Annotated in this window: 18 protein-coding genes; 9 read left to right on the top strand and 9 right to left on the bottom strand. The window is 41.5% G+C overall.

From position 1 onward, the window contains the following. Position 1 precedes the first annotated feature (1 nt). Both F895_RS07805 and mrcB read right to left on the bottom strand, forming a co-directional pair. Positions 2–547: a hypothetical protein gene (locus tag F895_RS07805; RefSeq protein WP_005241932.1), complete on the bottom strand. Its 546-nt coding sequence runs from the start codon at positions 545–547 to the stop codon at positions 2–4. A 19-nt stretch (positions 548–566) separates the two neighbouring features. Continuing rightward, positions 567–2,975: a penicillin-binding protein 1B gene (mrcB, locus tag F895_RS07810; protein ID WP_005241931.1), complete on the bottom strand. Its 2,409-nt coding sequence runs from the start codon at positions 2,973–2,975 to the stop codon at positions 567–569. 234 nt (positions 2,976–3,209) lie between these two features. On the opposite strand from mrcB, the gene F895_RS07815 reads away from it, so the two are divergent. The 3 genes from F895_RS07815 to F895_RS07825 all read left to right on the top strand — a co-directional run bounded on the left by F895_RS07815 (position 3,210) and on the right by F895_RS07825 (position 4,858). After that, positions 3,210–4,118, top strand: a complete 909-nt coding sequence (locus F895_RS07815) for an NAD(+) kinase (RefSeq protein ID WP_010589837.1) — start codon at positions 3,210–3,212, stop codon at positions 4,116–4,118. Continuing rightward, positions 4,115–4,387 (top strand): YeaC family protein, encoded by a 273-nt coding sequence (locus F895_RS07820; protein WP_005241929.1) that lies wholly within the window; start codon positions 4,115–4,117, stop codon positions 4,385–4,387. The genes F895_RS07815 and F895_RS07820 overlap by 4 nt, the downstream gene beginning before the upstream one ends. Positions 4,388–4,450: 63 nt before the next feature. Further along, positions 4,451–4,858: a hypothetical protein gene (locus tag F895_RS07825; protein ID WP_026040151.1), complete on the top strand. Its 408-nt coding sequence runs from the start codon at positions 4,451–4,453 to the stop codon at positions 4,856–4,858. Between the two features lie 36 nt (positions 4,859–4,894). Here the strand turns inward: F895_RS07825 and F895_RS07830 are convergent, their stop codons facing one another. Next, positions 4,895–5,890 carry a glycosyl transferase family protein gene (locus F895_RS07830; RefSeq protein ID WP_005241927.1) on the bottom strand — a complete coding sequence of 332 codons (996 nt, stop codon included), beginning with the start codon at positions 5,888–5,890 and terminating at the stop codon, positions 4,895–4,897. A gap of 247 nt (positions 5,891–6,137) precedes the next feature. On the opposite strand from F895_RS07830, the gene F895_RS07835 reads away from it, so the two are divergent. After that, the gene (locus F895_RS07835) at positions 6,138–7,283 is read left to right on the top strand and encodes an acyl-CoA dehydrogenase family protein (RefSeq protein ID WP_005241926.1); all 1,146 of its coding nucleotides are present in this window, start codon (positions 6,138–6,140) and stop codon (positions 7,281–7,283) included. Positions 7,284–7,345: 62 nt separating this feature from the next. On the opposite strand, the gene F895_RS07840 is transcribed toward F895_RS07835, so the two are convergent. Continuing rightward, positions 7,346–8,287 (bottom strand): alpha/beta hydrolase, encoded by a 942-nt coding sequence (locus F895_RS07840; RefSeq protein ID WP_005241925.1) that lies wholly within the window; start codon positions 8,285–8,287, stop codon positions 7,346–7,348. Between the two features lie 195 nt (positions 8,288–8,482). Between F895_RS07840 and pheA the strand changes: the two genes are divergently transcribed. From pheA to F895_RS07860, 4 genes are all read left to right on the top strand, one after another. Beyond that, positions 8,483–9,592 (top strand): prephenate dehydratase, encoded by a 1,110-nt coding sequence (pheA, locus tag F895_RS07845; protein WP_005241924.1) that lies wholly within the window; start codon positions 8,483–8,485, stop codon positions 9,590–9,592. A 116-nt stretch (positions 9,593–9,708) separates the two neighbouring features. Further along, positions 9,709–11,958 carry a bifunctional prephenate dehydrogenase/3-phosphoshikimate 1-carboxyvinyltransferase gene (locus tag F895_RS07850; protein ID WP_005241923.1) on the top strand — a complete coding sequence of 750 codons (2,250 nt, stop codon included), beginning with the start codon at positions 9,709–9,711 and terminating at the stop codon, positions 11,956–11,958. 291 nt (positions 11,959–12,249) lie between these two features. Next, a complete protein-coding gene (locus F895_RS07855; RefSeq protein WP_005241922.1) occupies positions 12,250–12,633 on the top strand; it encodes a hypothetical protein in 384 nt (127 codons plus the stop codon). A gap of 103 nt (positions 12,634–12,736) precedes the next feature. After that, positions 12,737–14,197, top strand: coding sequence for an aminoacyl-histidine dipeptidase (locus tag F895_RS07860; RefSeq protein ID WP_005241921.1), 1,461 nt, complete (start codon positions 12,737–12,739; stop codon positions 14,195–14,197). 193 nt (positions 14,198–14,390) lie between these two features. Here the strand turns inward: F895_RS07860 and rtcA are convergent, their stop codons facing one another. From rtcA to F895_RS07880, 4 genes are all read right to left on the bottom strand, one after another. Beyond that, positions 14,391–15,449, bottom strand: a complete 1,059-nt coding sequence (rtcA, locus tag F895_RS07865; RefSeq protein WP_005241920.1) for an RNA 3'-terminal phosphate cyclase — start codon at positions 15,447–15,449, stop codon at positions 14,391–14,393. A gap of 258 nt (positions 15,450–15,707) precedes the next feature. Then, entirely contained in the window at positions 15,708–16,166 is a 459-nt protein-coding gene (locus F895_RS07870; protein ID WP_004639341.1) for a DIP1984 family protein, read from the bottom strand. Then, the gene (locus F895_RS07875) at positions 16,163–16,612 is read right to left on the bottom strand and encodes a hypothetical protein (RefSeq protein ID WP_005241919.1); all 450 of its coding nucleotides are present in this window, start codon (positions 16,610–16,612) and stop codon (positions 16,163–16,165) included. Before F895_RS07875 ends, F895_RS07870 begins: the two co-directional genes overlap by 4 nt. Before the next feature lie 4 nt (positions 16,613–16,616). After that, positions 16,617–17,885, bottom strand: a complete 1,269-nt coding sequence (locus F895_RS07880; protein WP_005241918.1) for an RtcB family protein — start codon at positions 17,883–17,885, stop codon at positions 16,617–16,619. Between the two features lie 433 nt (positions 17,886–18,318). Between F895_RS07880 and F895_RS07885 the strand changes: the two genes are divergently transcribed. After that, positions 18,319–18,609 carry a hypothetical protein gene (locus F895_RS07885; protein ID WP_005241917.1) on the top strand — a complete coding sequence of 97 codons (291 nt, stop codon included), beginning with the start codon at positions 18,319–18,321 and terminating at the stop codon, positions 18,607–18,609. A 111-nt stretch (positions 18,610–18,720) separates the two neighbouring features. Here the strand turns inward: F895_RS07885 and F895_RS07890 are convergent, their stop codons facing one another. Continuing rightward, positions 18,721–19,686 (bottom strand): ribonuclease Z, encoded by a 966-nt coding sequence (locus F895_RS07890; RefSeq protein ID WP_010590242.1) that lies wholly within the window; start codon positions 19,684–19,686, stop codon positions 18,721–18,723. Positions 19,687–19,723: the final 37 nt, after the last annotated feature.

Genomic DNA, 19,723 nt, shown 5'->3' with positions numbered 1-19,723 from the left:
ATTAAAGTGCTTGAATGGCTTTGTTGGCCTCTTGGGCTTGAATCTTATGACCTCGTGCTTCACTGGCTTTTAGAATGATCAGCCAGAGCTGTTTCTTCATGGCATTGCTTTGCGCATAGCTTAAGCCACGACGTGCCAGTGCCTCGGCATTGGCATATTCCTTGCGCTGATCTGCGATTAATGCCAAATACAGATAAGTCTCAGTCGCTTGTGGTGCAATGCGCTGCGCTTGTAAAGCATAACGTTCAGCTTCTGCAAGTTGCTGCTGCTTATATGCCACCTGTGTTTTTTGCATTAAAGTTTTAAATGCAGGCAGTTGACTGCCATCATTAAACGTTTGCTGAACTTTTTGTTGCGGTACAACGACAGGAACACTTTGGCGTTTAATCTCTTTTTGATCATAAGGCGTAATTTTTACACCAGAAGAAGGTTGGGTTACTTTCTTTGGTGGCTGCGTAGGTGCTGTTTTGGTGGGTGTTTTTTCAGGTGCAGCGGTACAGCCTGCAAGTAGTAACACACCGATCATCACCGTTGTATGCTTCATCATATGCCATCATCCTTTTGACTTAGTTGTCACCGCTATAGCTGCCGCTAGAGATCACACGGCTTGGCTGGCGATTGGATAAATCTGTATCCATTTGGTTTTCACTTTCACGAATGTAATTACTGATCCCGTCCTGATGATCCTCCACAGGGGTTTCATTATTCTGAGGAATATAGGTGGGTTCTACCTCATAATGAGACTGGCCACACAGGGTTGCACGACGCGGTACGGTTTGACGCAGTAATGGAATATACATGGCACCATCACAGCCTTGAGCAGATAAGTCGCCTGTTGCACTATCAATCCATTGCCATTGCACATTGTCGGTTTGACGCAAATTGACAGGTTCCTGACGCAACTGACGCATCACATTGATCCAGACTGGTAATGCACCTGACGAACCTGTTAAGCCTGTTACTTTATTGTCATCCAGACCTAACCAGACAACCGCTACATGGTTTCCTGAATAACCCGCAAACCAAGAGTCACGTGTATCATTGGTCGTTCCTGATTTACCCGCCAGATTAAGCGATTCTGGCAGACTATTATAAGCAGAGCGGCCTGTACCAGAGCGCATCACTTGCTGTAAACCGTAGTTGATAATATAAGCTGCAGCAGGATCAATGGTCTGTTGCACATTTAGGCCATAACGATCGAGTAGATGTCCTTTTGCGTCGACGACTGTACGAATCGAGCGTGGAGGGTATTTAAAGCCACCTGTCGCAAAATTTCCGTAAATGCTTAATACTTCCATTGGTGACATGTTCACTGCACCGAGGTAAATAGAAGGGTAGGCCGGAATATCAGAACTGACGCCAAATTGTCTTAATTTATTGGTAAATGCAGACAAGCCAAACTCATTGGCCAAACGCACAGTAGAGAGGTTGTAAGAGTTGGCCAATGCTTGTTGCATCGGTACTACACCATGCTCACCGCCACTATAGTTTTTCGGTGTCCAGCTCTTATCCCCATCAATTGGAATATTCACTGCACTGTCTTCGATTGGGCTTGCCCAGGTATAACGACCAGACTCAATCGCATTTAAATAAATAATCGGTTTTAATAATGAGCCGACTTGACGCTTGGCATCGAGTGCACGGTTAAAACCTGTAAAGTCTTGGGTTGAACCCACTGCTGCAACTAATTCGCCGTTTTCTGGATGTGCAACCAGTACAGCACCTTGCAAGTTTTTCAAACGGCCGGGATTGGCTTTGGCTAAACGATCAACGGTATTCTTAAAGGCATTTTGAACTTGGGTCTGCGCAATTGGATCCAGCGTCGTAAAAATTCTTAGGCCTTGATTGGTAATGTCGCTTTCTTGATATTCCGTACGGAGTTGACGACGCACGATATCAAGGAAATCAGGGAACTTTGCAGGGCCCAGAGTCGGTTTACTCACCACATTTAATGGGCGGGCAATTTCATCCTGATATTCAGCTTCGGTTAAGTAGCCCATCACCATCATGTTATTTAACACAACATCTCGGCGTTTCTTGGCAGACTCAGGGTTGCGCCAAGGGTTATATAAGGATGGACCTTGGACGAGGCCAACCAAAAAGGCTTGTTGCGAGATGTTTAGCTCGCGCAAAGGCAGGCCAAAGTAAAACTGTGATGCTAAACCATAACCATTGATCGAGTAACTACCATTTTGACCAAGGTTCACTTCATTCAAGTAAGCTTCCAGAATTTCATCTTTACTGTAATGTAATTCAATCAATAGAGACATTAGTGCTTCATTGACTTTACGTTTCAGTGTTTTCTCTGGAGAGAGATAGAAATTCTTGACCAACTGTTGCGTTAAGGTTGAACCACCTTGGCGGCGGCCACCTGTCGCATTACTCACCAAGGCACGGGCTGTGCCGCGGATTGAAATACCGTGGTGGTGATAGAAGTTACGGTCTTCGGTTGAAATTAACGCTTCAATTAAGGTTTTGGGTACTTTATTCAGCTTAATGAGCACACGGTCTTCATTATGTTGAGGATAAATACCGCCAATCAATAAAGGTTCTAAACGTGCAATGCCTGTATTTGAGGGTTTGGTTGAGCGAATCTCACTCACCTGACCATCAGTAAAGGCAAGTTCAAGTACCTGTTCAGGCTCAGTACTGTCACCATAGTCAAAGCCACGAGTATGCACAAACATTTTATTGCCTTGTACTACATAGCTGCCTGACTTATCGTAATTCGCTGTGTTTTTATAACCCAATAATTTTAACTCTTGAGTAAAATTCTCTTGAGTAATCTGGGCATTAGAATAGATTTCTAATGGGCGAGCAAACACCTTGGCAGGGATGTCCCAACGCTGACCTTCAAACTTGTCACGAATAATATTATCTAAGCTGATCAGATAGATACTAAAAGCAACAAAGACGCCTATCACTAACATTGAAAAAATGAGTGCTAGAAAACCAATACCACGTTCAAACTTCATAGATTTGCGTTAAAACCAAAACAATGTTGGTAATGATGCGATAGCTTATTGTCATTTTGCAATCATAAAACTGTGAATAAATAGCTACATGCAATAAAAACTTTAAGGATGCGTTGACATTAATCGTATAAAAAAACAACGGATAGACATTTTTATACTTTTTAATCAATCATCAACGCAACATTGGTTGTTAGTGATATGATAGTCAGTAATCGCGACGGAGCTGAATTATTCGTGCAAATTTCACATAAATCCTTTCGAAATATTGGTCTAATTGGACGACCAGATAAATATTCTGTAGTAGAAACGTTATGTTTAATTCATGATCATTTGATCAATTTAGGTTTAAACCCCGTTTTTGATCAGGAAACAGCGAAACTGGTTCCCTATAGCCATGGGCAGACCGTAAGTCGAAATTTACTGGGCGAAGTTGTAGATTTAGTGATTGTAGTCGGTGGTGATGGTTCGTTGCTACATGCTGCACGTGCGTTGGTTCGGCATAATACCCCTGTGATCGGGATTAACCGTGGTCGACTGGGTTTTTTAACAGACATCAAACCTGCTGAAGCGATTTTTAAACTCGATCAGGTTTTACAAGGTCAGTTTCAGCTGGATCGCCGTTTCTTATTAGAAATGGAAGTTCGAACCAATGGTGAAACAATTTATGATGCCATTGCACTGAATGATGTAGTGCTACATTCGGGCAGATCGGTTCATATGATCGATTTTGAACTGAATATTGACGGACAATATGTCTATCGTCAGCATAGCGATGGTTTGATTGTTTCAACGCCAACAGGTTCAACTGCTTATGCGCTTTCTGGTGGCGGGCCGATTTTGCATCCGAGTATGGATGCAATTGCACTGGTTCCGATGCATCCACATACCTTATCATCACGTCCGATTGTGGTTGGTGGGCAAAGTGAAATTAAGATCACGATCCGTGAAAACCGTGTTTTGCCGATGGTCAGTGCTGATGGTCAACATAGTGTTGCATTAAATGTCGGTGATACGGTGCATATCCGCAAACATCCGTTTAAACTAAGCTTATTACATCCACCGGGTTATGACTTTTATATGGCGTGTCGTACCAAATTGGGGTGGAATCAAGATTTTGAATCTTTTCAACAGGATGACTCATGAATATTGAACAAATGCTCGCTATTTTAAATCCTGAAATTGTTGAGCGCCTGAAAACTGCTGTTGAAATTGGTAAATGGCCTAATGGTATTGCATTAACTAAAGAGCAGCGTGAAATTTGTATGCAAGCTGTGTATGCATGGGAAATGGAACATTTGCCTAAAGAACAGCGCAGTGGTTATATCGACCGCGGTACAAAAAAAGACGGTGAGGAATGTGATGATGATCATCATCATAACGAACCTGAATTTAAGCCGATTCGTTTTGTTTAAACTTAAAGAGCTCAGTCAACACTGGGCTTTTTTTATCATTATCAAAAGATAATAATGAATGGGATGAAACTTATAAAACTTGTCTGCACGTTCTTATTGCTTAGTTTACTGAGTGGCACTGCCTTGGCTAAACAGCCGATTGAATGTTTACTCAAGGTGAAGGTGATTGCCAGCCAGAAATACACTTCACCTCAAACTGAATATACAGCAATAAAAAATGATGGTTATCCCATGTTGTTGATTGGGATTGAGGTCATGGACGCTCAAACCATGCGGAACTCCCAAAAGATCAAAGCGCATCATGCCTATTGTAATAAGCTGATAGGTCAACAACGAGATGCGTATCTGTCTGGTCCTTACGATTCGAATAAGATTACAACCAAAATCGGTGATCAATTGAGCTTAAGAAATATTCATTCTTCCGCTCAGGAATATCCGTTTTGGCCAGATTTTTATTATGTTGAACCATAAGACCAAGGCCGTTTGATAGCCTTGGTCTATTTGATATTAGAAACGGCTCTGCCAAAGGGCTTGAGCTTTCTCCATTGCCTCATCATAACTATTGACCACACCCATGGTATACAACGCGATTCCCATGGTTTCGATCACTGCCATTTCTCCATATTCATGTGTTTGCTCACCCAGCCAAACGGCTTTAAACACAGCTAAATCAAGCTCTTCTTCAATTGGGCTACGGTCAGGGGTCAATTTAGGCAGTTCGAGTTCGTATAACTCACCATTTTTAATCCCACAAATTAAGGTTTTGGCATCAGGATTACGCTCAAACTCGCCACCTTCACCTTTAATCACTGCACTGTTTTGATAACCCAAACGAAACGCAGTTTGCTGGTGTGAACTACGATAAGCAGGGTGAAAAATTGCCTGTAAGGTTGCTTTGGCATTAAAGGGGTTGATCAGGCGTGCCAGTGTATGAATTGGTGAGCGTAATCCCATGACATTTCGTAGTGAAATCAATTCACTTAAAATTGGTGAGATGACCTCAAGTGGCAAGTAGGCAAAATGGTGTTGTTGCAGTTGCTCACGAACCTCTTGTTCATTTTGGCAAATTGAATAGCCTAAGTATTGTAGTACTTGTTCGGTATAGACACGGTTAATGGTATGACCAGATGCACCATGCATCACAATTTTGTAACCATGATGTGCTAAAGTCAGTGCTGCCAATAAGAACCATGGATAGTGCTTACGCTTGCCTGCATAAGAAGACCAGTCAAGGTCAACATCAAGTGGCTGAAAACTGAGTTGGTCACGGGTGGCTTGAACAAAACCTGCCAGCTCATCCACGGACTCTTCTTTAACACGCAACAGCATCAAGAATGCACCTAACTGCACATCCAGTACTTCATCTTTTAAAATCATCGTAAAAGCTTGATAAGCTTCTTCGTAACTGAGCGAACGAGACCCTGTTTTGCCCTTACCTAAAATACGCACATACTGAGCAAATGGATGTTCTGCGGTTTTATAAATATTACGTTTGGTGTTCATGGCCGTAGTGAAGGTTGTCACAAAGAATAAAATCAATATGACATAAAACTGCGCTGTATAGCATAAAAAAACCAACAAGCTGTTTAATCAATAAACAACTGTGAACTGAAGATCGGTGATGCAAACAAAATTATTGACCGAATCAGTCTAGTGATTTGATGTAAACGGGACATGACATCCCATCTAAAAGTTATTAGCATGACTGCGAACAAACTTTTAAGAACAATGAAAGCGAAAGGAAATAATGATGTTAGCTTACGATTCAGATTTGGAACTCTTCCGCGATAACTTTAAACGCTTTATGAGCGAGCAGATTGCACCGCATTATGACCAATGGGAGCGTGAAGGCATTATGCCACGTTCGGTATGGAGCGCATTGGGTGAAAATGGATTCTTGTGTGTCGATGTTCCAGAAGAATACGGCGGTTATGGTGTACCAACGCATTATTCATTGATGTTGGTTGAAGAGTCTGCACGCGCAGGCTATTGCGCATTATCAACTGCGATTTCATGTCATTCTGAAATTGCTGCGCCGTATATTCAGCACATTGCGACAGAAGAACAAAAACAGTATTGGTTGCCAAAAATGGTGTCGGGCGAAGTCGTGGGTGCGATTGGTATGACTGAGCCAGGTGCAGGTTCTGACTTACAGGCGATGCGTACCAGTGCTATCTTGCAAGATGATCATTATGTGTTAAATGGTTCGAAGACCTTTATTTCAAATGGTCAACATGCGGATCTTGTGGTTCTAGCTGTGAAGACTGATCCACAAGCACGTGCCAAAGGTGTGTCACTCATGTTGGTGGATACACATTTAGAAGGCTTTAAAAAGGGAACCAACCTCGACAAAATTGGTTTGCACTCACAAGATACGTCAGAGTTGTTCTTTGATAATGTCAAAGTACCGAAAGATCAATTGTTGGGCCAAGCAGGGCAAGGTTTTGCTTACCTGATGCAGGAGCTTCCACGTGAACGTACCGCGATTGCTTCAACGGCATTGGGTGCAATCCGTGGCGCAATTGATTTAGCAACAGCGTATGTAAAAGAACGCCAAGCCTTTGGTCAGGCAATTTCACAATTCCAAAATACACGTTTTGTCTTGGCTCAAGCGAAGATTGATGAGTTGGCAACAGCTGCTTTCTATAACCAAAATGTAGCTTTATACAATGAAGGCAAGTTAGATGTTGAAACAGCCGCTGCATTGAAGAGCTTTAGTACTGATATGCAAATGAAAGTCGCGGATAACTTGCTTCAACTCTTCGGTGGTTATGGCTATATGACTGAATATCCAATTTCACGTTTCTTCGTTGATGCACGTATCCAGCGTATTTATGGTGGTACTAACGAAATCATGAAAGAAATCGTGGCACGTGGCATTATCGGTAAAGCTTAATTCAGCCCCTCAAAAAAATAGCCTGCTCTATAGCAGGCTATTTTGTTTTATACAGGAAGAGATTAAGGCTTTGGCTCATTAAATAAAGCAGCACAATGTTCGGTTTGACATCCTGCAAGTAGAATGGCTTTGGGGAGACTGGCGTACAGATTGGTCAGGTGCTGTTCAGCGGGATGCTGAAAATGCCAAAAAGAAAATTGTTTCGAGTATTGGTCTTTAAAATTTTGATAAAAATCATTTTGCTTTTTTAAAGCATTGGGATCTGCCGCGGGTCCTTTCCCTAATTCTTGTGTACCGACGGTGGTCATAAGCATTACATTTTGAGTTGTATTGGTTTTATTTTTTAGCCATTCAGCCTGTCTATTGGCTAAGGCGTAGTTGTCAAACCAAAGTGAAGGGCTTGCGGCAATATATCGCTGAAATGTCTGTGGCTTCGAAAAGAAGGTATGTAATGCAAACAATCCGCCAAAGGAGTGTCCGAATAAGCTTTGTTGCTGGGCATTGACCTTAATTCGTGAACTGATTGCAGGTTTAAGCTCTTTATCTAAGAACTGGATGAACTGGTCTGCACCACCATACTGATATTTGGCCTGCGCTTGGAACTCGGCAGACGTTTTAGGGGTATAGTCTAAAGCGCGTTTTTGCACATCAAAGGTGCTCTGGTCGGGATAGCCAACTGCAACAATTACCACAGGGCTAAGCCCCAAACGATTTGCACCTACACCAACTGATCTCGCAATATTGGCCGCGCTTTCAAAGGCTGCATTGCCATCCAGCACATACAAGACAGGAAAGCCATTTACAGGTGCTGCACGATCGGGAACGGCAATCTGGATCAGGTAGTCTTGAAAAGTATATTTTGATTTCAGGATAAAACTTTGTTTGGTCTGGGTATTTGTTTGTACTTCTTGAGATGAACTGGAACTTGCCGTAGCAGGCTGCGCAACCACTGATTGGCTAGCGATCATGAAAGAAAAAGTCAAAATACCAAGACGTCTAAACATTACTTTATTTACACTCGTCAAAAATTTGACAGGAAATATATAATGAAAATCATTATCAATAAAGTTTAATGGGAAAAAGAGTTAAAACTCAGCGTGTTTAATGCATAAAAGTATTGTTATACTCTAGCTCGGATAATCGATTCATACATAGATTTTAATCCATTCTTATAGATGATTTTGCTGAGGCTGCATTCAATGGTAAACGATGGACAAAACACATCGAATTCACTTAATTTAGAACAAATTCGTAACGATATTGATAGTGTTGATCAACAAATCCAAGAGTTACTCAACCGCCGTGCGACACTGGCAGAAGCGGTAGCTAAAGCGAAATTTGCATCCGAAGAAAATCCACTGTTTTATCGCCCTGAACGTGAAGCTCAAGTGCTGCGTAAAGTGATGGAGCGTAATCAGGGGCCTTTGTCTGATGCGACCATGGCACGTTTATTCCGTGAAATCATGTCTGCTTGTCTGGCACTTGAAGCACCACAAAGTATTGCGTTCTTAGGGCCGGAAGGAACATATACGCATTCTGCTGTGTTAAAGCATTTTGGTAAAGATGCGGTTGTGCGTCCATTACCAACCATTGATGAAGTCTTCCGTGAAGTCGAAGCGGGTAGCGCACATTATGGCGTTGTTCCAGTGGAGAACTCATCTGAAGGTATTGTTAACCATACGCTGGATTGCTTTAAATCATCGACTGTCAATGTGATTGGGGAAGTTGAACTACGTATTCATCATCAATTCCTTGTATCCGAGAATACCCGTAAAGACAGCATTAAACAGATTTATGCGCATCAGCAAACCTTGGCACAATGCCGCAAATGGTTGGATGCCCACTATCCGGGTGTAGAGCGTGTTGCGCTGAACTCAAATGCGGAAGCGGCGCGCCGTATTCGTAACGAATGGCATTCAGCAGCAATTGCATCTGATATTGCAGCAAACATGTATAACCTCGAGATTTTACATAGCAATATTGAAGATAACCCTGAAAATACCACACGTTTCCTTGTCATTGGTCGTGAGAAGATCCCTCAAAGTGGTAATGACAAGACTTCGTTATTGATCTCTGCGCATGATCGTGCTGGTGCTTTACTGGAAATTCTTGCACCATTTGCCAAGCATCAAATCAGCTTGACCAGCATTGAAACGCGTCCAGCATTACCTGAAAAATGGGCGTATGTGTTCTTTATCGATTTGGAAGGGCATATTGGTCAGGAAAATGTTGCGGCGGCATTGGAAGAAATTCGTCCAATGGTCAAAGAACTACGTGTACTTGGATCGTATCCAATCGCAGTTTTGTAAGTCTATTTATTGTAATAAATTTTAAAATCCCTCCCAACCTCCCTTTATAAAGGGAGGAGTTTCCCCTCTTTTAAAAGAGGGGTTAGGGGAGATTTTTACATAGGCAAATATGTTTTATGTCTCAACCATTATTTAAAAAAGTTGCATTTATCGGACTTGGACTGATTGGGTCTAGCCTTGCTCGTGTGATTGTGGCAGAACAGCTTGCATCTCAAATTGTGGCTTCAACACGTTCAAAAAAAACATTAGAAGATGCCAAAGCACTCGGTCTTATTCAACACGGTTATGCTACGCCTGAAGAAGCAGTTCAGGATGCAGATTTAATTGTTTTAGCCTTACCTGTTCGTGCAACGCAAAAAGTGCTTGAGCAAATCAAACCTTATTTGGCAGACAATGTCATCATTACTGATGTAGGAAGTACCAAAGGCAATGTCGTTGAAGCGGCGAAAGCAGTCTTTGGCGAAAACTTGCCAGTCGGTTTTGTACCGGGGCATCCGATTGCGGGGGCTGAGCATACTGGGGTACATGCAGGTAAAGTTGATTTATTTGTTAACCATAAAGTAATTTTGACTCCCTTGCCAAGTAGTGCGGATTGGGCTGTTGAAAAGCTGGTTCAACTCTGGTCTGCGGCAAAAGCTGAAGTTATTTGCATGGATGTGGCAAAACATGATGAGGTATTGGCACATACCAGTCATTTACCGCATTTGATGGCATTCAACTTGGTTGAGCAACTGGCAAATCGTGAAGATAATTTAGACATTTTCCGCTATGCTGCTGGCGGTTTCCGTGACTTCTCTCGGATTGCAGCCAGTGATCCACAGATGTGGCATGACATTTTCTTTGCCAATAAGACGGCAATTTTGAATGCTGTTGATGGCTTTGAACAGCAATTGTCAGTTTTAAAGAAATTGATTGAACAGGAAGATTCGCAAGCGTTGATGGGACTACTTGGGCATGCTCAAGCGGCACGTCAGCACTTTAACCATATGTTGGCCAAAAAACCTTTGATGGAGAAAAACAAGGTGACACAGCAATTTACCATTTTACCGGGAAAGAAAACATTTACAGGTAAATTCACCGTACCAGGTGACAAATCTGTGTCACATCGCTCCATCATGTTTGGTGCGATTGCTGAAGGCACAACCCATGTGACTGGCTTCTTGGAAGGTGAAGATGCACTCGCAACTTTGCAGGCATTCCGTGACATGGGGGTTAGCATCGAGGGGCCTAAGAATGGTGAAGTCACTATTCATGGCGTGGGCATGCAAGGTTTAAAAGCACCAGCAAGTGCTTTGTATATGGGGAACTCAGGTACCAGTATGCGTTTGCTGTCAGGCATGTTGTCTGCACAAAAGTTTGATTCAGTCATGACGGGTGATGCCTCATTGTCTAAACGTCCAATGGAGCGTATTGCCAAGCCATTACGTGAAATGGGTGCACAAATCCAAACCACAGGTGAGAAAGGTACACCACCTGTCAGTATCACAGGTAGCCAAGCATTAAAGGGCATTCAATATGACTTGCCAATGGCGTCTGCTCAAGTGAAATCAGGCATTTTACTAGCAGGCTTATGGGCGGCGGGTGAAACTTCAGTGACTGAACCTGAACCAACCCGTGACCATACCGAGCGTATGTTACGTGCCTTTGGTTATGAGGTAAAAACCGAAGGCAATAAAATTTCACTCGTGGGTGGTGGTAAATTAGTGGGGACTGATATTCAGGTACCTTCTGATATTTCATCTGCTGCATTCTTTATGGTGGGTGCTGCAATTACTGAAGGAGCAGACGTCATTCTTGAAGCGGTGGGGATTAATCCAACGCGTACAGGTGTGATTGAAATTCTTAAGCAGATGGGTGCTGATCTAAGCGTAGAAAATGAACGTATTGCAGGCGGTGAACCCATTGCAGATATTCATATCAAAGGTTCTAGAACGCTGAAAGGCATTCATATGCCAGAAGATCAAGTGCCGTTAGCCATCGATGAATTCCCTGCATTATTCATTGCTGCTGCATGTGCAGAAGGCCAAACGGTTCTGACAGGTGCTGCTGAGCTTCGTGTTAAAGAATCTGACCGTATCCAAGTGATGGCAGATGGCTTGAAAATCATGGGGATTGATTGCACCCCAACCGAAGATGGCATTATCATCGAAGGGAAAGGCAAGTCTGGTGATTGGTCTGCGATCTTTACTGGTGGTGAAATTGAATCACACCATGACCATCGTATTGCCATGAGTTTTAGTATGGCTGGTTTGCGTACCTCGGGTAACATTACCATTCATGGTACAGAAACTGTGGCGACAAGTTTCCCGACATTTACTGAACTCGCAAATACAGCAGGTTTGGATGTGCAGGTTGTGAATCCATAAGCTGATTTTAAAAAGCAGTGTTTAGCTTTGAAAATAAGTTAAATGCTGCTTTTTTATATAAGCATATCGATAAAAACAATTGGCTAAGCATAAGGCGAAAACGCTTAAATAATAAAAAGACTGAGTTTGTCGATGTACATATCTAATCGGGTCTAAATTTATCAATTTAGCTATAGAACTAAGACAATCAGCTAATCTATTAAAGACAATTGTATATATAATAATTCTTAGCGTACCAGTTGGTTTAGCGCTGCGATCCAGAGCTAAAAACATAAGAATAGAGGGAATAGCATGAAAACGTTGCAATTTATAGCAGATTGCCCAAAACATGGGATGGTTGATCATCAACCGAATGAATGCTATATCACGCAAGAGTACGTGGCTGCGCTGCTATATAAACAATTAGAACAATACGGTTTTGATGCGAAGCATATCCGTCATGAGCATGAAAAAATTGAAGTGCATATCGACAATCACCAATTACCGCTTTCCATCTTATGTTCACAACAGGATACGGAAGGGCATATTCTCTGTGAAATCTCTGCCAATCCACAGCAAGAACAAGCTTGGTTTGAGCGTATTGAAACCCAAAGTATTATTCGCCAATTGGCTCAAGCTGTTGAAAATAGCTTAAAAGCAGAGCATAGTTTTTCTCAGTTTGTGTGGAAAAGCTAAGTCAATTTTGCGCATAAAATCTAAAATGAAGTGATTTAACATCATCGCCCTTCGAGTGTATGGTGTATATTGGTTTAAACGCTTTATTTGAGGATATAGGTGCATGATACAGGTCGATTTTTCTAAATTATCACCCCAAGCGGTTTGGCAACACTTTGAGACCTTATGTACGATTCCTCGACCATCCAAGCATGAACAACAATTAAGGCAACATTTAAAAGATTGGGCGGAACAGCGCAACTTGGAAACCTATGTTGATGACATAGGGAATTTAATCATTCGAAAAGCCGCTACAGCGGGTAAAGAACAGGTTGCAGGTGTGATTTTGCAGGGACACTTGGACATGGTGACTCAGGCAAACCGCGGGACCCAACATGACTTTTTTAAAGATCCAATCCAACCTGTATTAAAAGATGGCTGGCTGATTGCTGAAAATACGACCTTAGGTGCAGACAATGGCATTGGGGTTGCACTGGCGCTTGCTGTATTAGAGTCAAATGATATTGCACATGGGCCGATTGAAGTCCTGCTAACCATTGATGAAGAAGCGGGAATGAGTGGTGCCCGTTTGCTTGAGTCGGGTGTTTTAACTGGACAATGGCTCTTTAATATTGATACCGAAGAATGGGGCGAATTGTATCTTGGTTGTGCAGGAAGTATTGATTTGGAAGTGGGGCAGCCACTTGCATATGAAACAGCACCAGCAAATTTAATTTATGTAGATTTACTGGTATCAGGTTTAAAGGGCGGTCACTCTGGGGTTGATATCCATCTAGGTCGTGGTAATGCCAATGTGATTTTAGCCAATTTCCTGAATGACTATTTAGCACAATTCAATGGTCGACTGGTTGAGTTTGTCGGTGGATCGGCACGAAATGCCATCCCGCGTGAAGCTGTGGCAACCATTGCAATTGAGATAGATCAATTGACTGCTCTAGAAAAAGCAGTTGCAGCTACACAGGCTGAATGGCAACAAAAACTAAAAGGTATTGATGATCAACTGCACATTACCATACAAAAAAATGCCAATCAGATAAATGAAGTTATTACAATGCAGCAGCAACAAGCTTGGTTGCAGGCCTTGGCAACTTGCCCTTATGGCGTTGCACAGTGGAGTCGTGCTTTAGCTGATGTGGTTGAAACCTCAAATAATATTGGTGTGGTCAAACTCGCAAAAGATGAAGCGAAAACCTTAATTATGGTTCGTTCGATGGTGAACCAAGAAGCCGTAACCTTTGCACAAAATATTCAACAACACTTTGCCAATTTCCAGATTCAATCCGAATTAACGCCGTTAGTATCGGGCTGGACACCAAATCCAGATTCGGCTGCATTGAAATGTTTACAACAAGCTTATCAGTCTGCATTTAAGATTGAGCCAAACTTGAAAGTAATTCATGCAGGCTTGGAGTGCGGTATTATTGCGGAACATTATCCTGATTTACAGATGGTATCGTTTGGCCCTGATATTCAAGGGGCGCATGCGCCGGGTGAAAGAGTTAAAGTAGATACTGTCGAGAAATGTTGGACGTTGTTGGTGACAGCGCTAGAATCTATCGAGTAATTTCTGTTTAAGATTCAATAATCAATAGTCTTGGGGGATAGGCGCTACTTTACTTTTGACTGGGCAAAAGTAAGAAAACCCTTATGTTAGACTGACGGTACGTCCTTGCAGCCACAGTCTAACAGGGCTGCTCCATACCGCCGCCACGATAGTCAATACTGATTGTGGTAGAAAAATACAAAATAATGGAAGTTTAGATTTTGCTATCAATATTTATTTTGACCTGAAACAGTGTTTTACCCAGCTCGATAAATTCAATTTCACAATCAATAAATTTTTCAATCATCATGGCTTGAGTACGAGTATGTTCACTAATACATTGTGCGGTAAATTCACCACCTTGACCCAATGCCATAGGCAATAACAATTGATCTGCTAAATATTCATCTACTGCAGCATTAGATTCCATATATTGCTTCGCCTGTTCAGCCAAATGATTGGCAATTTGTTCTGCACTTTTTCGCATTTCACCTAAAGCAGTAAATAGTTGAGTGTGGTGTTGATGCTCAACTCTGACATACGCCGTATTGCCTTGGCTAATCCCATTTAAATGGAACTGTTGTTGTGCATCTAATTTCAGTCTTTTACTTAAAGTTGTTAATTCCCGCTCTGCGATTTGCGCTTCTTTTGAAACATTCAATACAGCTGCAAAAGCTGCAGTATTTTGTAAAGCGCCACGTTCTAACAAGCTAAACTTGTTTCGATGTTGCCACGGTTGAATCTTGATTTGAATTTCACCTGCACCAATCGGGAAGAAACCTGCTTTATTTAACTTAAACTCGGTTTCTATTCCCATCTTGGTGAGTGTAGGTAAAAAGCAATACTCGATAAAATCTGCTGTCGGTGCAAGCGGATTATGAGTACCGCCTGAGATGGTGAGTTCACTAGCTTGATTTTGCAATAACAAAGCAGGCAATAGGGTCTGTAAAACCAGAGTTGTGCTGCCTGCTGAACCAATATGGAATTGGTATTTGCCACTTTGTACATGTTGAGGTGCAAAGTACAAGCGCTGGCTATGGAGTTCAGCACCTTCAACATACGCTTGGCTAATCTGTTGGGATGCCTGTACACAGACCAAATGCTGACGCATTAAACCTGGTTTTTTCCGTCCAGCCCGAATGTTAATTAATTCAAATGCCTGACCTGTAATCATCGAAAGGGCAAGGGCAGTTCTTAAAATTTGTCCACCACCTTCACCTTGTGAACCATCAATCTGGATGATTGCTGGCATATTTGCCAAGGCCTTATTCACGTCTATTTTCCTTATTTTCTAATTAAATGAACATACTGTCAGTACATGGTAATGCGAAGTAACGCGTGACTTTGCTTTTGGCAAAGGTTTACGAGGTCCATGGTGCTGAGCCTAATCAGTGAAGATTGATGCACGGCTCGCATGCTGCCATAGCCGCCTGAATTATTTTCAATCCCTCAGATCGGAGTAACGCAGGATCTTGTACTCGCCCAGTATGTCCAAACTGTGATTGTGAACTAAATTCACAAAATCTGTTGTCTATTCAACTAAATCAATTTGCCAATTTGCAGCCTGAATTTTGATATTTAAATCACGTAATTTCGCGCTGATATCATCGGCTTGTTTTTGCAAGCTAGAGACAGGGATAACCTTCTGCCATTTGATCTCGCGTGAACTATAACGATCAGGTTCACGATGGGTATTGGCAATCGCATCAACGAGAATCTTGTGTTGCTCAGCATAACTATCTCGTAAGCTTAATAGGGACAGCAGGATTTTGCCATCCTCTAATTTTGCTTGTGCGTTGGTCAAATGAATGCGACAAATCAATTGATTGCTTTCTTGGGTCAAAGCAAACACCTGTTTGATCAGTTCATTTGGATCTTCACTCGGTTCATCACCATCTTGTACCAATACATTGGCGTTGATCCGTTGTTTTAATGAAGCGAGCTTTTTTTGTTGATCGCTTCGCAGTAAAAGTGCTTCTGCGAGTTTCATTTCTCTACCTCTATTGTATTCCAATCGAAACTATCATCAGGTAAAAAGTCTGAATGATAGGTTTGAGTATGTTGCATAAATTGAATAAACAAATTACTCATGTAATCAGGTTTTAAGTAAATTAAAGCTGTAGCTGCGATGATAATTCGACTGATTGCAGCAGCTTGAAATTCTTGCTCATTTAAATCATCAAATGCTTTATTGCAGTCCCCATGTTTTAACCAATTTCTGACCTTATTAATTTCTTGAGACACTTGCTTTGTTTGTAAGTTGTTTTTAAAAGCAATATTTTCACTGACTCTATGAAATACATAGCCATTTTTAAGCTCACCAAAAATGCCTTCCGCGGCACCAGCTAAAGTAATAGCTGGTATAAATGCTGTCTCATATAAATACAATTTTATTGCCCACTCAAATTGCACAATACCTGTTTCAATTTGATTCATGAAATCATCCTTTAACACAAACCACTTGTCTTAATGTATAAATCACTTCAACCAAATCCTGTTGCGCTTTCATGACATCTTCAATCGGTTTATAGGCCGATGGAATTTCATCAATCACAGCAGCATCTTTACGGCATTCCACACCTTCAGTCTGCGCAATTTGATCTTCCACTGTGAATCGACGTTTTGCTTCAGCACGGCTCATCACACGACCTGCACCATGCGAACATGAGCAGAACGATTCCTGATTTCCAAGCCCGCGAACAATAAAGGATTTGGCCCCCATTGAACCTGGGATAATTCCATATTCTCCCAAACGTGCACGTACAGCACCTTTACGGGTTACCATCACTTCTTCGCCGTAATGCTCTTCCTTTTCCACATAATTATGGTGGCAATTCACGGCTTCCAATCGTGCTTGGAACGGTTTCGGAATAATCGTTGCTAAGGCCTTAATTGCAGACTGCATCATGATTTCACGGTTTTTCATGGCAAAGCGTTGTGCCCAACCTACTGCAAACCAGTAATCATCAAAATGCTCAGTACCTTCGACTAAATACGCTAAATCTTTGTTGGGTAAGTTAATAAAGTGCTTCTGCATATCTTTACGTGCCAGCTCGATAAAATGATTACCGATGGCATTACCGACACCGCGTGAACCTGAGTGCAACATAATCCAAACGTGATCGTGTTCATCCAAACAGATTTCTATAAAGTGATTTCCTGTCCCTAAAGTTCCCAATTGTTTACGGTTATTGGTATTTTTTAGGCGAGGATGCTTCATACAGATTAACTCAAAATCTGCAACTAAATCTGCCCAAGCTTGATCTACCATTTCAGGTGGTGTTTCCCAAGAACCTTTATCTCGTCCACGTTTGGTCATTCCATGTGGAATTAAACGTTCAAGCTCAGTACGTAACGCATATAAGCTATCGGGTAAATCCGACGCGGTTAAGCTGGTACGCGTCGCCATCATTCCACAGCCAATATCGACACCGACCGCAGCAGGGATAATCGCACCTTTGGTTGGAATCACACTTCCAATGGTTGCACCTAGGCCAAAGTGCACGTCTGGCATTACAGCCATCCATTTATAAATAAAGGGCATTTGTGCTGTTTGTAACAGTTGTCGTTTTGAGTTGTCATCGACCATTACACCATTGGTCCACATTTTTACTGGCATACTCGTTTCATTTTTTAGAACCTGATAAGCACGTTGTTGCTGTTCTTGTTCAAATTGAGCTTGTTGGTTAAGTTGTTCAACCACAGACATTTTCATTTTCCTTTCAAAGCCTGCCTGCCAAGCGTTTGCAGGCAGGTGATATTCACAAGATCCCAATGATATTGTGTGCTTATACTTTTGCAGCGAGTGTGCCAACTTTTTATAGAATACAAAATAATTTATATAAGCTTTTGATATACATTATTTAATTAATTTTTAAAATATTTTTTATTCAATCGGATAAGATTGTTATTAAAAAAATTAATATAAAAATATATAAATTTATATCTTTTTAGATATTTTGTTTAAGGTGTTGTCTCTATGTGGAAAAGCAAATTTTCACTGCTTTTGATTATTAAAGGAGTGTAATTGGCATGACTAATATTTTTCAGACGGGTAGCGGTTTGTTTATGGAAATTCAAGTATGTCTTTGCATAAGGACATGCTATAAACATAACAAAATACAAATAAATTGCTAAGTCGAATGGATATTTTTCGTTATTTAATCACAATTCTTTTATTTGCAGCTGGGGTGTTTTGCCTTGTTCAGTTCCTAGGGGGAAATTTTGATCTTATATTTTTCGCGCTAAGTATCGTTTGTTTTTTATTTGCCTACTGGGTGAAACCAAAGCGAGAGAATCGTGAGCGTAGAAATGATGCTTGGTACTGGTTTGATTTAATAGATATGTTTGTTGAGGCTGTTTATTTGGTCATTATTTTACCATTTCGTCTCTTACGAAGAATATTTGATTTTTTATCTCCTGATGTGCCATAAATAATTAAGTTGATTCTAAGAAGAATTAGATTGGTTTATTGATTTGAATAATTACTAAAATGCCATGTGATCTATCCGAAAATTTTGTAGATAGATTACATCGCACGAGAATTATAATGATTGATTAATTTTTGAAAGTTGACCTGTCTCATCTAAGCTAAATTGATCAAAATCATGGGCTAAATAGAAGTTTCCTTGATAGAAAACTTGCACTTCCTCTGCAATGGCTTGCTGTCCAGCATTATCTTGATGTCTTGGACTAAAGTGCGTCAGGATTAGATTGCTTAGACCTTGTTGCTGAGCAAATTCAGCAACCATCTTTGCTGAACTATGCATTGGGCCTGAACCGACTTTATCTAAAGCGGCTTGTGTGTAGGTGCTTTCGTGAATCAAAAGTTGAGCATCTTGGCATGCTTGTGCGAGTAACTCGGGCTGATCGTTGTCGCCGCCGATAATGGCATGTGCGTTTTGTATTTGTAACTGAGTAAAATCGACTGCTTTTAAAGTTTGTCCATTAAATTGGATGTCCAGACCTTGTTGTAAATCTCCCCAAGCTTTGCCCTTGGGTACGCTGAGTTGAACTAAAGCCTGTGTGTCTAATTTCTTTTGGGTGTATCGCGCAATAATGCTAAAGGCAAAACTGGGTACACGATGAATGAGTGGATGGGCTTGAATCGAAAGTTCATCTGTTATTTGTTGTATTTGAGTGGCTTCATTCACATCAATAAAGTTAAGTGAGTAGGGCAAATGTAGATCGGTCAGCTGTGCTGTGACTTCAATCCATTGTTGAATTTCTTTGGGAGCGATAATGGTTAACGGTGCTGTACGAGCATTCATCCCTGCGCTGGCCAATAAGCCGACCAATCCATAACAATGATCGCCATGAACATGGGTAATGCAGATCGCAATTAAGTTTTGTAATGAAAGCTTGGCTTGTTGAATGCGGTGCTGTGTACCTTCACCAGCATCTACCAGAATCCAGTCTTTATTCTTGCTGTTGCGGATGGCTAAACCAGAAACGTTGCGTGTAAGTGTGGGTACACCAGAAGATGTGCCTAAAAAAGTAAAATGAAGCATATTGTTGGAATTTTTCATTGAATTGCGTATTGTATAT

The sequence above is a fragment of the Acinetobacter sp. CIP 64.2 genome, assembly GCF_000369645.1.
Classification (GTDB): Bacteria; Pseudomonadota; Gammaproteobacteria; order Pseudomonadales; family Moraxellaceae; genus Acinetobacter.
Note: the sequence above shows the minus strand (reverse complement) of the source record. Positions and strands in the feature narration are given on the sequence as shown.

Bases quoted from the DNA above. Each gene is read 5' to 3' on its own strand.
- F895_RS07830 (WP_005241927.1), bottom strand. From the start codon at position 5,890: ATGAACACCAAACGTAATATTTATAAAACCGCAGAACATCCATTTGCT.
- F895_RS07840 (WP_005241925.1), bottom strand. From the start codon at position 8,287: ATGTTTAGACGTCTTGGTATTTTGACTTTTTCTTTCATGATCGCTAGC.
- F895_RS07825 (WP_026040151.1), top strand. From the start codon at position 4,451: ATGAAACTTATAAAACTTGTCTGCACGTTCTTATTGCTTAGTTTACTG.
- F895_RS07835 (WP_005241926.1), top strand. From the start codon at position 6,138: ATGTTAGCTTACGATTCAGATTTGGAACTCTTCCGCGATAACTTTAAA.
- F895_RS07880 (WP_005241918.1), bottom strand. From the start codon at position 17,885: ATGTCTGTGGTTGAACAACTTAACCAACAAGCTCAATTTGAACAAGAA.
- pheA (WP_005241924.1), top strand. From the start codon at position 8,483: ATGGTAAACGATGGACAAAACACATCGAATTCACTTAATTTAGAACAA.
- F895_RS07890 (WP_010590242.1), bottom strand. From the start codon at position 19,686: ATGCTTCATTTTACTTTTTTAGGCACATCTTCTGGTGTACCCACACTT.
- F895_RS07820 (WP_005241929.1), top strand. From the start codon at position 4,115: ATGAATATTGAACAAATGCTCGCTATTTTAAATCCTGAAATTGTTGAG.
- F895_RS07805 (WP_005241932.1), bottom strand. From the start codon at position 547: ATGATGAAGCATACAACGGTGATGATCGGTGTGTTACTACTTGCAGGC.
- F895_RS07860 (WP_005241921.1), top strand. From the start codon at position 12,737: ATGATACAGGTCGATTTTTCTAAATTATCACCCCAAGCGGTTTGGCAA.
- F895_RS07875 (WP_005241919.1), bottom strand. From the start codon at position 16,612: ATGAATCAAATTGAAACAGGTATTGTGCAATTTGAGTGGGCAATAAAA.
- F895_RS07885 (WP_005241917.1), top strand. From the start codon at position 18,319: ATGGATATTTTTCGTTATTTAATCACAATTCTTTTATTTGCAGCTGGG.
- mrcB (WP_005241931.1), bottom strand. From the start codon at position 2,975: ATGAAGTTTGAACGTGGTATTGGTTTTCTAGCACTCATTTTTTCAATG.
- F895_RS07850 (WP_005241923.1), top strand. From the start codon at position 9,709: ATGTCTCAACCATTATTTAAAAAAGTTGCATTTATCGGACTTGGACTG.
- F895_RS07855 (WP_005241922.1), top strand. From the start codon at position 12,250: ATGAAAACGTTGCAATTTATAGCAGATTGCCCAAAACATGGGATGGTT.
- F895_RS07870 (WP_004639341.1), bottom strand. From the start codon at position 16,166: ATGAAACTCGCAGAAGCACTTTTACTGCGAAGCGATCAACAAAAAAAG.